At 70.8% G+C, this 14,246-nt stretch carries 9 protein-coding genes; 6 read left to right on the top strand and 3 right to left on the bottom strand.

The window, feature by feature from the left end:
- The coding region (locus ACWDGI_RS10675; RefSeq protein ID WP_450757442.1) for a chitinase at window positions 1-204 on the top strand (204 nt) is incomplete at its 5' end.
- Between the two features lie 433 nt (window positions 205-637).
- On the opposite strand, the gene ACWDGI_RS10670 is transcribed toward ACWDGI_RS10675, so the two are convergent.
- The gene (locus ACWDGI_RS10670) at window positions 638-1,498 is read right to left on the bottom strand and encodes an alpha/beta fold hydrolase (RefSeq protein WP_450757440.1); all 861 of its coding nucleotides are present in this window, start codon (window positions 1,496-1,498) and stop codon (window positions 638-640) included.
- A gap of 549 nt (window positions 1,499-2,047) precedes the next feature.
- Between ACWDGI_RS10670 and ACWDGI_RS10665 the strand changes: the two genes are divergently transcribed.
- Window positions 2,048-5,824 carry a family 78 glycoside hydrolase catalytic domain gene (locus tag ACWDGI_RS10665; RefSeq protein WP_450757438.1) on the top strand — a complete coding sequence of 1,259 codons (3,777 nt, stop codon included), beginning with the start codon at window positions 2,048-2,050 and terminating at the stop codon, window positions 5,822-5,824.
- Between the two features lie 273 nt (window positions 5,825-6,097).
- Window positions 6,098-7,141, top strand: coding sequence for an L-glyceraldehyde 3-phosphate reductase (gene mgrA / locus ACWDGI_RS10660; protein WP_450757436.1), 1,044 nt, complete (start codon window positions 6,098-6,100; stop codon window positions 7,139-7,141).
- Window positions 7,142-7,294: 153 nt separating this feature from the next.
- Here mgrA and ACWDGI_RS10655 read toward each other — a convergent pair whose 3' ends face one another.
- Window positions 7,295-8,347: a serine hydrolase domain-containing protein gene (locus ACWDGI_RS10655; RefSeq protein WP_450757434.1), complete on the bottom strand. Its 1,053-nt coding sequence runs from the start codon at window positions 8,345-8,347 to the stop codon at window positions 7,295-7,297.
- A gap of 261 nt (window positions 8,348-8,608) precedes the next feature.
- Here ACWDGI_RS10655 and ACWDGI_RS10650 point away from each other — a divergent pair, with 261 nt between their 5' ends.
- The 3 genes from ACWDGI_RS10650 (at window position 8,609) to ACWDGI_RS10640 (ending at window position 11,250) form a co-directional block, all read left to right on the top strand.
- Complete coding sequence (locus ACWDGI_RS10650) at window positions 8,609-9,277, top strand: response regulator (RefSeq protein ID WP_450757432.1); 669 nt, start codon at window positions 8,609-8,611, stop codon at window positions 9,275-9,277.
- Window positions 9,274-10,386 (top strand): sensor histidine kinase, encoded by a 1,113-nt coding sequence (locus tag ACWDGI_RS10645; RefSeq protein WP_450757430.1) that lies wholly within the window; start codon window positions 9,274-9,276, stop codon window positions 10,384-10,386. The genes ACWDGI_RS10650 and ACWDGI_RS10645 overlap by 4 nt, the downstream gene beginning before the upstream one ends.
- Window positions 10,387-10,629: 243 nt before the next feature.
- Window positions 10,630-11,250 (top strand): histidine phosphatase family protein, encoded by a 621-nt coding sequence (locus tag ACWDGI_RS10640; protein WP_450757428.1) that lies wholly within the window; start codon window positions 10,630-10,632, stop codon window positions 11,248-11,250.
- Between the two features lie 136 nt (window positions 11,251-11,386).
- Here the strand turns inward: ACWDGI_RS10640 and ACWDGI_RS10635 are convergent, their stop codons facing one another.
- Window positions 11,387-14,182 (bottom strand): lectin, encoded by a 2,796-nt coding sequence (locus ACWDGI_RS10635; protein ID WP_450757426.1) that lies wholly within the window; start codon window positions 14,180-14,182, stop codon window positions 11,387-11,389.
- Window positions 14,183-14,246: the final 64 nt, after the last annotated feature.

The following is a 14,246-nucleotide window of genomic DNA, read 5'->3' as shown; positions in this document are numbered from 1 at the left end:
TGGAACACCCAGAGCGGCCCCGGCACGATGACCCCCCACAACGCCATGGTCAACGGCGCCGGCTTCGGCCAGACCATCCGCTCCATCAACGGCTCACTGGAATGCGACGGCCGCAACCCGGCCCAGGTCCAGAGCCGCGTCGACGCCTACCAGCGCTTCACCTCGATCCTCGGCGTCACCCCCGGCAACAACCTGTACTGCTGAGCACGTCCGGGCCTCCCCGCACGGCGGACCGGTGGTTTCCCCCCACCGGTCCGCCGGTGCTCCCGCGGCCGGTTCTTCCGGTGGGTGGGCCGCCGGCAGCCGCCCCGGGACGGCCGGTGCCCGGACAGCGCGGGGCAGGCGGGCACGAAGACGCCGACGGTGACAACCGGACGTCGGCGGCCGCGCCTCCTCGGCAGCCCCGGCGCCGCCGCGGTTCCCCTATCGCGGTACCGGGAGCGGCTTGCCCCTACGGCGATGTGTCGCGGTGGGCGGGGCACGGGTTCGGTGACGTTCTTCTGATGGGGACCAAGACCGCCTGGGCGTCAGCGAAATACCAGGGCCGGCGACCCGGTTCGAGGCACAGTTCGACCTCCGATGACGCGGTCGGTGTCGACAGCCGGGGACGAAGCGGCTCGGTGAACCCACGGAAGCCCTATGCGTCCACGGCACCTTTGACGAATCGCCGGAGGTGCGCACGCACCGCGTCGGGCTGCTCCAGCCAGGGCTCATGCCCGGCGTCCGCTACCCGGGTCAGCGGACGAGCGAGCCGGAGCGCGAGTGCTTCAAGCGCCGACACAGGACGGGGATCGTCGGCCCCGCCCAAGAGTTCCGTCCTCGCGGGCAGGCACGCACGCAGATCGGCAAGGTGCTCGTCGAGCGGATCCGCACGTCCTTCCCCGCCGAGTTCGCCGTTCATGGACCAGTTGACCGGGCGCCGCCGCCGAGCCCCCTGGGCCGCCCAGTGCCACCCGCGGTCCGGATCGGCGTGGTCGGTGAACCAGGACAGCGTGAGCAGTTCGACTTCCTGTTCCTCCGTGCGCTGCGGCAGCTCCTCCAATGCGCGGAGCCTCGCCCGCTGTGCGGCGGACATGCGGCGGCCGCGTTCCGCTCGGTACCCGGTACGCCAATCTCCGGTGAACGGCCCGCACATCAGCAGCATCGCGGCAACCCGGTCGGGGTGCCTCAGGCAGAACCGGCTCGCCAGATCGGTGCCGTAGGAGTGCCCGATCAGCACGGCCCTGGGCACCTCCCATGCGTCGAGCAGTTCGGCGAGATCGTCGACATGCCGGGCGAAGGAATGGCGGCCCCGCCACGGGGACCGGCCTGTGCCACGCTGGTCGTACCGGTACACGGGCGCGAGGTCCGCGATCACCGGGGCGACATCGCCCAGGTAGTCGGGCAGACCCGGACCGCCGTGAAGCAGGATCACGGCCGGCTGCCGAGTCGTGTCCCCCCGCGCCACCCATCGCAACTGTGCCCCGTCGGTCATCGGCACAAGGCCGTGCGTCTCCATCGAAGTCACCGCGAAGAACCTACCGGCGTCTTCGAAGCCCCGCCAAAGGTCGAAGAACGAGCTCGGGAAACGAGCACGATCCGTCCGGGCAGGCCGACTTCGGCCGGTCGGGCGTGGGCTACGGCTACGGCTACGGCGCGGGAGGGCTGAGTCCGGTCGGTCCGTGGCCGAAAAGGGAGGTGCCGGCACCGGGAGTTGTTCGGCGAACGCCCGCAGGGCTTACGGGACATGGCCGCACCGGCGGTGGCGGGAACTCCCCCAGGCCGGCGTCTCAGGCGTGCGCGGTCGCCTCGCGCGGCGGTACGCGAGAGCCGATGAAACGATGCGCCAACCTATTGACGCCGCTCATCAACTTTCATACATTTCCACCGCATTCACAGTTTGAAACGATTCAATCACTCGGCCGCCATCACGCTCTGCCGGTCGCCTGCCACGAACACCGACGATCGTCCGAGCTGCCGCAGACCGCGACCGGACGGGACCTCCCGTCCGCGTCCGCCGCTCACCGAGCCGCCCTGCTTCGCCCGACGCGTGTGAAGGAGTACTCCGTTGGCCAGTCAGACCACACCCCCCACCCCCGGCTCACCCGATTCGCCCGGCTCCGGCTCGCACACGCCCCACGACGAATCCCCGGTCAGCAGACGCGGCTTCCTCGGCACGGCGTCGGCGCTGGCGGCGGGTGCTCTCGCCGCGGGAACTGTCGGCACGTTCGCCGGCCGCGCACAGGCGGCCACCGGAGCGCCCCCGGCCGGGCCCGTCGGGCTGTCCCCGGCCCACTGGATCTGGTATCCGGAAAGCGGTCCGGGCTCCGACGCCCTCGCTGGACACCGCTACTTCCGGACGAGCTTCACCGTCGCCGAGGGCGAGGTGACCGAAGCGCAACTCGTCGTCACCGGCGACGACTCCGTCGACGTATGGCTCAACGGGAAACCCCTCGCCGGCTCTCCCCGAGCCGCCCGGTCCTGGCGCGACGCCCTGTACGTGGACCTGCGGCCCGCCGTGACCGCCGGCACCAACACCATCGCGCTGGCAGGCCGGACCGAGGGCGGCTCGGCCGGCGTCATAGGACGGATCCGCGTGCGGACCACCGGCGGCACGACCGATGTCGTCACCGACGGCCGCTGGTCGGCGGGCAAGGACGTGCCGGCGGGATGGGAACAGCCCGGCTTCACCGAGGCCGGCTGGCCGGCCGCCCGGGATCTCGGCGCCTACGGAACGGCCCCCTGGTACTCCCGGGTGGCCGCTCCCGACCTCTCGGCCCCGTCCCCGCTGAGCGTGGCCGCCTGCACGGTGGAGCACCGTGCCCTCCCCCTGGGCGTGGACACGGCACACCCGCGCTTCGGCTGGGTCCTCGACTCGACGGAGCAGCAGCAGCGTCAGGGCGGCTACCGGATCCAGGTCTCGGCCACGGCCGACGGCTCGGGTGAGCTGTGGGACAGCGGGCGTGTCGCGTCCGACCGGCAGGTCGACATCGCCTACGCCAGCGGGCCCCTGAAGAGCCTGACCCGCTACTTCTGGCGGGTGGGTGTCTGGGACGCCCAGGGCCGGGCGGCCGCGTGGAGCAGACCGCAGTGGTTCGAGACCGGGTTGCTGGTGCCCGCGCAGGAGTGGTCCGCCACGTTCATCGGGCGGCCGCCGGGACCGGACCTCTCGGGGGCCACCTGGATCTGGTACCCGGAAGGCGATCCCGCGTCCGAGGCGCCGGTGGCGACCCGCTTTTTCCGGCGCACCTTCACTCTGACGGACGCCCCCGCCGCCGCGAGCCTGATCGTCACCGGGGACGACACCGCGGACGTCTGGGTCAACGGGACCCAGGTGAGTACCTCACGACGCGTGACCGACTCGTGGAAGAGTGCCGCGACGGTCGATGTCACGGCGTATCTCAAGGCCGGCGACAACACCCTCGCGGTCGCGAGCCGGAACACGACCCTCTCCCCGGCGGGACTCATCGCCAAGCTCACGGTGACGGGCGGCCCGACCGTGGTCACGGATGATGCGTGGCGGTCGCACCAGGACCCGTCCGCGGACTGGCAGAGCCCCGGATACGACGACAGCGCCTGGCCCGCCGCACGCGCGCTCGCCCCGTACGGCAGCGGTCCGTGGGGATCGAACGTCCAGGTCGTGGGGCCGGCGCCGATGCTCCGCAAGAGCTTCGGCGTGCGGGGGCGAGTCGCCTCGGCACGGCTGCTGACCACCGCGCTCGGTCTTCACGAGACACGGCTCAACGGCGCGAAGGTCGGCGACGACGTGCTGGCCCCCGGGTGGACCGACTACGCGAAGCGCCTCCAGTACAAGGTGTTCGACGTCACCGCGCACATCCGGCGGGGCGCCAATGTGCTCGGCGCCTGGCTCGGCAACGGCTGGTACTCGGGCAACCTGGGGTTCGCCGGCAGCCGGCACTACGGCACCCAGCCGTTCTACGGCGCACAGCTGCTCATCACCTACACCGACGGATCCACCCAGTTGGTGACGACGGACGACAGCTGGAAGACGGCCGGCGGTGCGATAAGGGCGGACGATCTGTACCAGGGCGAGACCTACGACGCGCGCCTGCACGTCGAGGGCTGGGACTCGCCGGGCTTCGACGACAGCGGCTGGACGGCCGTCGCCGTCCACGACGGGCCCGTTCCACGACTGGTGGCCCAGGTCGACAGCGGCGTCACCGTGCAGCAGGAGTTCCGTCCGGTGTCGGTGGCCGAGCCGCAGCCGGGGGTGTGGATCCTCGACATGGGGCAGAACTTCGCCGGCTGGAACCGGATCGCGGTCCGCGGCGACGCCGGCACCACGGTCACCGTCCGGCACGGCGAGGTCCTCAACCCCGACGGCACGCTCTACACCACCAACCTGCGCGCCGCCCAGGCCACCGACTCCTTCACCCTCGCCGGCACCGGGAGCGTGGAGACGTACGAGCCCCGGTTCACCGTCCACGGCTACCGCTACGTCGAACTCACCGGCCTGCCGTCCGGTTTCCGGCCCGACCCCACCACCGTCACCGGTCGCGCGGTGTGGACGGACGCCCGGCAGCCGGGCACGTTCAGCGCGTCCGACGCACTGCTCAACAAGCTCCAGCACAACATCGTGTGGGGTGAGCGCAGCAACATGCTCTCGATCCCGACCGACTGCCCCCAACGGGACGAGCGTCTGGGCTGGACGGGCGACATCGCCGCCTTCTGCGCGACCTCCACCTTCAACCTGGACACGCAGGCCCTCCTCACCAAGTTCGTCGACGACCTCACGGACGCCCAGCAGGACAACGGTGCCTTCACGGATGTCGCGCCCGCGGTGATCGGCGGCTCCGGGACGGCCGGCTGGGGAGACGCGGGAGTGGTCATCCCCTACACGTTGTGGCAGCGCTTCGGCGATCTCGACGTCGCGGACCGGCACTTCACGGCGATGGCCCGGTGGGTCGACTATCTGCGCGCCACGTCCGGCAGCGACCTGATACGCGATCAGCAGACCTTCGGCGACTGGCTCAACGTCAACGACAACACGGCCCAGGATCTCATCTGCACGGCCTACTTCGCCTGGTCGGCCCGCCTGGTGTCGCGCATGGCGGCGGCCACCGGCCGCAGCGCCGAGGCCACCGCCCACGGGCAGCTCGCCGACCAGGTGGCAGCCGCCTTCCGCTCCCGCTTCGTCTCGGACGACGGCACGGTCCGCGGCAACACCCAGACCGGCTATGTGCTGGCCCTGGCCTTCGAGTTGCTGCCCGCGTCCCTGGTCCGGGCCGCCGCGGACAAGCTCGCCGCCAAGGTCGCGGCCACGGACGGACACCTCAGCGTCGGCTTCCTCGGCGTGGAGAACCTCCTGCCCGTGCTGGCGGACCACGGTCATGTCGAGACCGCGTACCGGATTCTGCTCCAACGCGGCTTCCCGGGCTGGGGCTACATGATCGACCAAGGCGCCACCACGATCTGGGAGCGCTGGGACGGCATCCGCACCGACGGCTCGTTCAACGACCCGGGTATGAACTCCTTCAACCACTACGGTCTCGGCTCGGTCGGCGACTTCCTCTACCGCCAGGTCGGCGGCCTCGGCCCCGCGAGCCCCGGATACGCCTCCCTGCGCATCGCGCCGCGGCCCGGCGGTGGGTTGACCTCCGCCGTCAGCACCTACGACACCCCGTACGGCAGCGCGGCGAGCAACTGGGCCGTCTCCGGCGGCCGGCTCAGGCTCCAGGTCACCGTGCCCGTGAACACCTCCGCCGACGTCACGGTCCCCACCTCACGGCCGGAGTCGGTCGTCGCCCCGGCACAGGCCGTCCCGACGGGCCCGGCGACCTACCATCTGCCGGCCGGGCGCTACACCTTCACTGCCGTCGTCTGACCACCAGGAGAGTGTGCGGGGACGGGGCGCACGCCCCGTCCCCGCACAGCCGCCGCGGCCTGCCCTGCCTCCGTGACCGCCAGGACCGCCAGGACCGCCACAGAGGTCGGGCCGGGAGCGGCCACGGCCTGCGCCGCGGGGCTCGCTTTGAGAAGTGACACCGATGAATGCGATGTGCGTGAGCTGTTGGACTCGGCAATCGCACCAGGGCACAGTAGGCACGTTCGCCCCCCCCGAACGGCATGAAACCCACTGTCACCTGCGGAGACCCCCATGAACCACGTCGCGGACCCCGAGCGGTACAACGGCACGATGCGCTACCGGCGCACCGGGCGTTCGGGCCTCGACCTGCCCGTCCTTTCGCTGGGCTACTGGCACAACTTCGGTGACGACCGCTCGTTCGAGAGCCAGCGGGACATCGCGCTGCGCGCCTTCGATCTCGGAATCACCCACCACGACCTGGCCAACAACTACGGGCCGCCCTACGGTTCCGCGGAAATCAACTTCGGGCGGCTGCTGAAGCAGGACCTCGGTCCGTACCGGGACGAGCTGGTCGTCTCCACGAAGGCCGGCTGGGACATGTGGCCCGGCCCCTACGGTCAGGGCGGAGGCTCCCGCAAGTACCTGCTGGCCTCCCTCGACCAGTCCCTGCAGCGCACCGGCCTCGACTACGTGGACATCTTCTACTCCCACCGCCTCGACGCGAGCACGCCCCTGGAGGAGACGATGGGCGCGCTCGACACCGCCGTCCGCCAGGGCAAGGCCCTGTACGTCGGGATTTCCTCCTACGACGCCGAGCGCACCCGGCAGGCCGCCGCGATCCTGCGGGAACTGGGCACGCCCCTGCTCATCCACCAGCCGTCGTACAGCATGGTGAACCGCTGGATCGAGACGGACGGGCTGCTCGACGCGGCGCAGGAGGAGGGCTTCGGCGTCATCGGGTTCACGGCGCTGGCGCAGGGCCTGCTCACCGGGCGCTACCTCGACGGCATCCCGGAGGACTCGCGGGCCGCGGCCGGCACGTCGTTCGACACGGACTGGCTGTCGGACGACATGGTGGACAGGCTCCGCGCGCTCAACGACATCGCCCAGCGCCGGGGGCAGACCCTGGCGCAGATGGCACTCGCCTGGGCACTGCGTGACGAGCGGGTCACCTCGCTGGTCATCGGTGCGTCGCGTACCGAACAGCTCGAGCAGAACGTCGCCGCTCTGGAGAACCTGGAGTTCACCGCGGAGGAGCTGGCCGACATCGACACATACGCCGTCGACGGCGGCGTCGACCTGTGGCACGACGCCCGGACCGGAAAGATGAACTGAGCCCGTACGTGCGTAGCCCGACCGACCGCGGTCGTGCCGGGGAGACCGGTGGCCTGTGCGACCGCGCACGCCACCTCGGCACCCCGTCGTACCGGCCGGCACGGCTCGCGTCAGCGTCAGGACGTGCGCTGGCGGTCACGGGGGGGGGCATGGTCAGGCGAAGGCGAGCGACCGGAACGTGTCGCGGACGTGGATGAGGGATCCCTGATCCCTGGTGTAGTAGCCCGTGTTGGTCAGCAGGACCGCCCAGCGGCCCTGTTCGGGAGACAGCCATGCGCCTGCCGCGCCGGAGCCGTAGTGCTCCCAGATGTCGTCGGCGCCAGGGGCCGTTGCCTGGGCCGCGTGCCAGAACAGTCCGCCGGCGGGGGCAAGCACGCCGGTCTGGGTGCGCAGTGACTCCTTGATCCAGGCGGTGCCGAAGCCCGCCAGGTCGGCGTCCCGTCCCGGCTGGAGCAGATGGCGGAGGAAGGTCGCGAGGTCGGGGAGGACGGAGAACACTCCTGAGACGCCGCAGACTCCGCCGAGCAGGCGCGCCGACGAGGCGTGGGCGGTGCCTCTCAGGCGGGACCCCGTGATGTCGTCGACCTCGGTCGGCGCGCAGCGGGCGGCTGCCGCGTCGGGCAGGGGGCCGTAGCGGGTGCGGGTCATGCCGAGGGGCTGCCAGACTTCGGTGGCCGCGAGGTCGTCGAGGCGCCGGCCGGAGAGTTCTTCGGCGAGATAACCGAGGACGAGGGCGGCGCGGTCGGTGTACTCCACGGCCTCCCCGGGCGGGCGACGCACGGCGTCGTGGAGGACGCCGTCGCGCATGTCCTGGGGGTCGGTGCCGTACCGGTTCAACGGGTCGGTCCGGAGCGGGATGCCTGCCGTATGGGTGAGCAGGTGGCGAGCGCTCACCCGGCCCAGCGGATGCCCGCGCACCTCGGACCAGAAGTCACCCAGTTGCTCGTCGAGGTGCAGCTTGCCGGCTTCGACGAGGGATCCGATGGCCGACCACACCGCGAGGATCTCTGTCAGGCCTTCGACGTCGAAGACGGTGTCGTGCCGCATCGGTTCGTCGGGCCGGTCGGGATCCGGGACCCCCGGGGTACCGAGGACCATGGTTCCGGAGCGGTCACCGACGGCCCAGACGGCACCCGGGTAGACCTTGTCGCGGACACCTTCGCCGAGGAACCGGCGGATGCGGTCGATGTCGAGCTCAAGGGCCATGTGGTCTCCCGATCTGTCCTGGTCCGGGCGGTGTCCCGGCGCTCAGCGTAGTGAGACGGGCGGGGAGGTCCTGGCTGCGCCACGGCGAGCCGGGCGCGCTGTTCGCCGAGGTTGCGCGCCTGCCGCCGGGGCGGTGGGCGGGCGCCGCCCGCCGACCGGCTGAGGTCGCGCCGCCAACCGGCGGGTTCTGCGGGCCGGCCGCCGGCGGGCAGGCTTCGCGGGGGTACGCATCGACCGGGGCACGCGAGGAGCGGAGCGCACATGATCCGGGTACTGGTGGTCGATGACGAGGCTTTGATCCGTACGGGTTTCACGCACATCCTCGAGACGGCGGAGGACATCGAAGTCGTCGCGGCGGTACCCGGTGGCCAGGCCGTACAGGCGGTACGGGAGCTGTGCCCCGACGTCGTCCTGCTCGACATCCGGATGCCGGACGTGGACGGGCTCACGATCCTGGCCGACCTCCGCCGCATGCCGGAGCCGCCGGTGGTCGCCATACTCACCACGTTCGACACCGACGAGTACGTGGCGACCGCCCTGCGTTCGGGCGCCGCCGGTTTCCTGCTCAAGGACACCGATCCCGAGCAGCTTCCCTACCTGGTGCGTACGCTGGCCGAGGAAGGGACCGTGCTGTCGTCCAAGGTCACCCGACTGGTGGTGGGCGGCTACCTCGACAACAACGGTCGTGAGCCCACCGCCGTCCGTCTCACCGCCCGGCTCACCGAGCGTGAGCGTGCGGTGCTCGTCCTCATGGCGGAAGGACTCGCCAACAACGAGATCGGCGAGCGGCTGCACCTGAGTACCGGCACCATCAAGGGGCACGTGACCAACGTGCTCGGCAAACTGCGGGTGAGCAGCCGTGTCCAGGCGGCTCTGATCGCCGAGCGCGCGGGCCTGCTCACGCACGCGCAGGACGAGGGCGCCCGGTGAGCCGCCGCCGGGCGCGCGCCGCGCTCATCGACATCGCTCTCGTCGGGACGGCGCTGGCGGACGCCTGGGCTCACGTGGACCTCGAGGACCGGCCGACCACTGCCTGCGCGGTGCTCGGCGCCCTCGCCCTGGTGCTGCGCCACCGGCTGCCCCTGACGACCTTCGTCCTCACGCTCCCCACCGGCCTGGTCACCGACGCGGTGGTCGCCCCCACGGCCGCGCTGTACACCCTGTCCTCCGTCAACCGTCACCGTTTCCTGCTGGGCGGCTGCGCGCTGCTCTACGCGATCATCGACTTCCTGCCCTGGCCGTGGTCGTCCCTGGACGCGACCGAGCTGTCCCAGACGAACAGCCTGTTCCATCTCAGCTACACGCTGGCCACCGCTGCCGCTCCCGTCTTCCTGGGTCAGCTCGTCCAGGCCCGCCGCGAGCTGTCGCTGCGGCTCGCCGACATCTCGGAGGCGCGCAGGCAGGAGCGGCTGCTGACCGCGCAGAGCGTGCTGGCCAAGGAGCGTGCGCAGCTTGCCCGGGAGATGCACGACGTGGTCTCCCACCAGGTCAGTCTCATCGCCGTGCAGGCCGGAGCGCTGCAGGTGGGCGGCCGGGACGCCGAGACGAGACAGGCCGCGGCCACGATCCGCCGCCTGAGCGTGCAGACCCTGGACGAGCTGCGGCACATGGTCGGCGTGCTGCGGGCCTCCGGCAGCAGGCCCACGGAGCTCACCCCGCAGCCGTCGCTCGCCGACCTGGAGCATCTGCTGGAGGCCGGCGGCATCGAGGCGAAGCTGGAGACGGATGTGCCCGAGGAGCTTCCGCCCACGGTTCAGCGGGCCGTCTACCGGACCGTGCAGGAAGCGCTGACCAATGTCCGCAAACATGCCCCCGGCGCCGCCGTGACCGTCCGTATCGGGCTCAGGGAGGGTGTCCTCTGCGCCACGGTCACCAACACCGCCCCCACCCGAAGCGCGCTCGCCCTGCCGAGCGCCCATCACGGCCTGGCGGGTCTGGCCCAGCGGGCGGAGCTCCTCGGCGGTACCGTCACCTCCGGCCCCACGGATCAGGGTGGCTACGAGCTCCGGCTCGAACTGCCCCATGAGCCCGACCGGTGAACGCCGCCACCGAGCCGACGGCCCGCGCGTTCGCAGGCCGCGCGCCGGGTCCGCCCCCTGCCTCGTCGCTGCGTGCTTTCCCGTTCTCCGCAGGGGGGCCGGCCGGTCGGCGGGGTGGTTTCGGACACCTGGCGGATGGTGCCGGTGGGGGTCCCGCACCGACTGTGGAGCAGGTGAGGCACGACGTGCCGGCAGCCGCCACAACGTCCGAAGCCACGCCCGGCCAGGAAAGAGGTAGGTCCCATGTCGATCCACCTGACGCTTCTGTGTGCGCCCGGCGGTGACCCCACTGTGGATCCGCTCCTCGGCGACGCCCATCTCAGCGACGAAGGCATGCACATGGCAGGCGCCGCGAGAGCGATGCTCTCTCCTTGCGAGTCGGCCGTCCGGGCACCTTCGATCCGTTGTACGGAGACTGCTGATGCCATCGGTCTCGCGGCATCGTCCGAGCCCATGCTGCGCGATCTCGACGTGGGCAGGTGGAGCGGTCGAACTGTCAGGGACATCGCCGCGACCGACCCCGCCGGGTTCACCGCCTGGCTCACGGATCCGGATGCCACGCCGCACGGCGGAGAGTCCGTACGACAGCTCTGCCGCCGGTCGGCGCAGTGGCTGAGCAGCATGGCGCCGCACACGAGCCACACGGTGGCCGTCACCGAGGCAGCCGTCGTCCGGGCCGTGCTCATCGATGCTCTGGCCGTACCGGCGAGAGCGTTCTGGCATCTCGCGGTGCCACCCCTGTGCGCGGTCTTCCTCACCTGGCAGAACGGCTCCTGGGACGTCCAGTTCGGTGGCGTCTCGCCCCAGGAGCCCCGGCGTCGGCTGCTCTCCCAGCGTGCGAAGCTCGCGACGGGCAGGGCCTGACCAGCCCGGTCCTCGGTTCCCGCACGACGCGTTCCCCTGTGTCCCGGCCGATCGCCCCGGACCCACGGGAACGCGCCACACCGAGGCATACGAGCGGGGCTGTCGGCTCCCCCGCCGACGGCTCAGCCCGGCAGGCTCAGCTCGGCAGCTTCCAGTTCTGGGCCGCCGTGCCGTTGCAGGTGTACAGCTGGAGTTGGGTGCCGTTGGTCGTCGAGGAGTTCGGATCGTCCAGGCACAGCTTCGACTGGGGGTTGACCAGCGACCCGCTGGCGCCGGCGGTCCACTGCTGGGCGCCGCTGCCGTTGCAGGTCCACAGCTGGATCAGCGTGCCGTTGGTGGTCCCGCTGTGATCGGCGTCCAGACACTTGCCGAGGGTCCGGATCGTGCCGTCACCGGCGACGATCCAGTCCTGGGCGTACGTGCTGTTGCAGCCCCAGATCTGCGCGTGGGTGCCGTCGGAGGTGCCGGAGGACGCGTCGTCCACACACAGGCCGGAGGCCACCGCCGAGGTGAGCGGACCGATCCGCGGCGAGGCCGGCGCCGCGGTGTCCCCCGCGTACGAGGGCGGAGCCGCGGTGGCCGCCGTCGCCCAGGAGGTGTTGGCGCTGGTCCCGAGCGTGAAGTCGAGGGTGCCACCGGCCGTGATCGCCGTGGTGGGGGCGTAGGCGTTGTTCCACGCGGTGCCGTTCCACGCCGCGGACTGGACGTAGGGGGCGTTGTCCGCGGCGCCGTTGCCGTTGACCGTCAGCGTCCTGCCCGAGGGAAGGGTGACCACGGCCTGCGTGAACAGCGGTGAGCCGAGGGCGAGGTCGGAGGTTCCGGGCGTCTCGGGGAACATGCCGAGCGCCGACCACACGTACCAGGCACTCATCGCGCCGAGATCGTCGTTGCCGTCGGCCAGGCCGCCCGGGGTGTTCGACCAGATCTGGTCCTGGATCGCCCGGACCGTGCCCTGGGTCTTGTAGGGCTGCCCCGTGTAGTCGTACTCCCAAGGGAGTTCGATGCTCGGCTCGTTGCCGACCCAGGCGTAGCCGTTGGCGCCCGTGTAGCTGCGCAGCACGGTGTCCAGGTAGTGGTTCATCGCCGTGTTGCCCCCCTTGGCGCGCGTCAGGCCGCCGATGTTGAAGGGCACCATCCCGGTGTAGATCCACGAGTCGGCCTCGACCATGTCGGTGCCGCTGGTGGGGTCGAAGCCACCGGTCCACGAGCCGCCCGCGTTTCGGGGTTCCACGAAGCCGGAGGCGGGGTTGAGCACGTTACGCCAGTCCTGCGCGCGGTTGGCGTACGCCTTCTGGTTCGCGGTGTCGCCGAGCGCTCCGGCCATCGCCGAGATCGCGAAGTCGGCCGTGTCGTACTCCAGGGTGGTGGCCACCGGGCCGTAGAAGTTGCAGCAGCCGTAGCTGCCGTCGTGCGGCATGTATCCCGGTGAGTTCAGGTAGGCGAGACCTGGCCGGTCGTTGTTGGTCGTGCTCGCCTGCCTGACCATGTCGGCCAGGGCGGTCGTGGTGTCGAAGTTCCGGGCGCCGAAGGCGTAGTAGTCGGCGAGGATGGCGTCCGCCGGGTCACCGACCATGACGTACGACTCGCCGTTGTTCTCCGACCATTTGGGGAAGATCCCGGTCTGCGTGTAGTCGTCGACCATCGACTGCGCGGTGTCCGAGGCGACCTGGGGAGCGACCAGGGCTTCGAGCTGGGCCTGCGAGCGGTAGATGTCCCAGCCGGAGTAGTTCGCGTACACCGCGCTGTGGCCGGCGTCCACGGTGTGCGTCTTTCCGTCGAAGCCGTAGTACTGGCCGTTGGCGTCACTGATCACGTTCGGGTGCAGCAGCGAGTGGTAGAGCGCGGTGTAGAAGCTCTGCTGCTGCGCGGCGGTCCCGCCGGCGATCTGCACTCTGCCGAGCGTGCTGTTCCACGCGTTCTGTGCCGCGGTGCGGGTCGCGTTGAAGTCCCAACCGGTGTTCTCCGCGGTCCGGTTGGCGACCGCGCCGGCGACCGACACATAGGAGATGCCGACCTTGGCCTGCACCACCGGGTTGGACGTGGTGTTGAAGGTGACGTAGCCGTTCGAGGTGGCGGCAGCGGGGGCGGCGGCGTTGGGGGCGGACCGCGGGGAGCCCGTGGTCTTCGGCTCCGGGGCGCCCGGATTCTTTCCGTGCAGCACGGGCCTGTTGGGCTTCTCGGCGGCGTTCTTCGACGCCCTGGCGGGGGCGGTGGAAGTGGCTGTCGCGGCCTTGGCGAGCGAGCTGCCCTGCGAGGCGAACGGCTGGTCGAAGACCATGTCGAAGTACACGTTGTAGGTGTTTCCCGCTCCGCAGAAGTGGCCGCTGGTCACCTGGCCGCTCACCTCGGTGCTCGACACCTTGGTGAACTGTGTCGAGGTGGCACCGTTCTGACTGCCCGTCAACTTGAAGATCAGGTTGGCCTGGCTGGTCGAGGGGAAGGTGAAGCGCGCCATACCGCTGCGCGCGGTGGTGGTCAGCTCCGTGGTCACCTGGTTGTTGAGCGCGACCTTGTAGGATCCGGCGGACGCCGACTCGTTGGCGTGCGAGAACGCGTCCGTCGCACCGGTGTTCACGGCTCCCACCGTGGGCAGCACCGGAATGTCACCGGCCGCGCCGCAGCCGGGGCCGGCGATGTGGGTCAGGCTGAAACCGGTGATCGACGAGTCGTTGTACTCGTAGCCCCCGCCGTCGGGGCGCGACGGCGTGTCCGGGCTCCACTGCACCATGCCGAACGGGACGTCGGCCCCCGGGAAGTCGTCGGCCTGGTTGGACGTTCCGATGAACGGATTGACGAGAGTCGCCGGCGAGGTGACGAGCGCGGCCTTCCCGGCCGCCCACGCAGGCGTGCACAGCCCGGCCGCGGCAAGTGCCGCTGCGGCGAGGAGACCGATCGCCGCCGTTCCGGGAGGTCTCGACAGTCGTGTGATCACGGGGTTTGCTCCTCTACTCGGGAGTGGAGGTCCGACAACGTTGTCTCCGCGCCGAGAACGCGAC

It is taken from the genome of Streptomyces sp. NPDC001220 (assembly GCF_053597895.1).
The sequence above is the reverse complement of the archived record's forward strand: the minus strand, read 5'-3'. Positions and strand labels throughout refer to the sequence as shown.

Coding starts and splice junctions, on each gene's coding strand:
- ACWDGI_RS10655 (WP_450757434.1), bottom strand. CDS start 8,347: ATGGCCCTTGAGCTCGACATCGACCGCATCCGCCGGTTCCTCGGCGAA.
- ACWDGI_RS10670 (WP_450757440.1), bottom strand. CDS start 1,498: ATGGAGACGCACGGCCTTGTGCCGATGACCGACGGGGCACAGTTGCGA.
- mgrA (WP_450757436.1), top strand. CDS start 6,098: ATGAACCACGTCGCGGACCCCGAGCGGTACAACGGCACGATGCGCTAC.
- ACWDGI_RS10650 (WP_450757432.1), top strand. CDS start 8,609: ATGATCCGGGTACTGGTGGTCGATGACGAGGCTTTGATCCGTACGGGT.
- ACWDGI_RS10640 (WP_450757428.1), top strand. CDS start 10,630: ATGTCGATCCACCTGACGCTTCTGTGTGCGCCCGGCGGTGACCCCACT.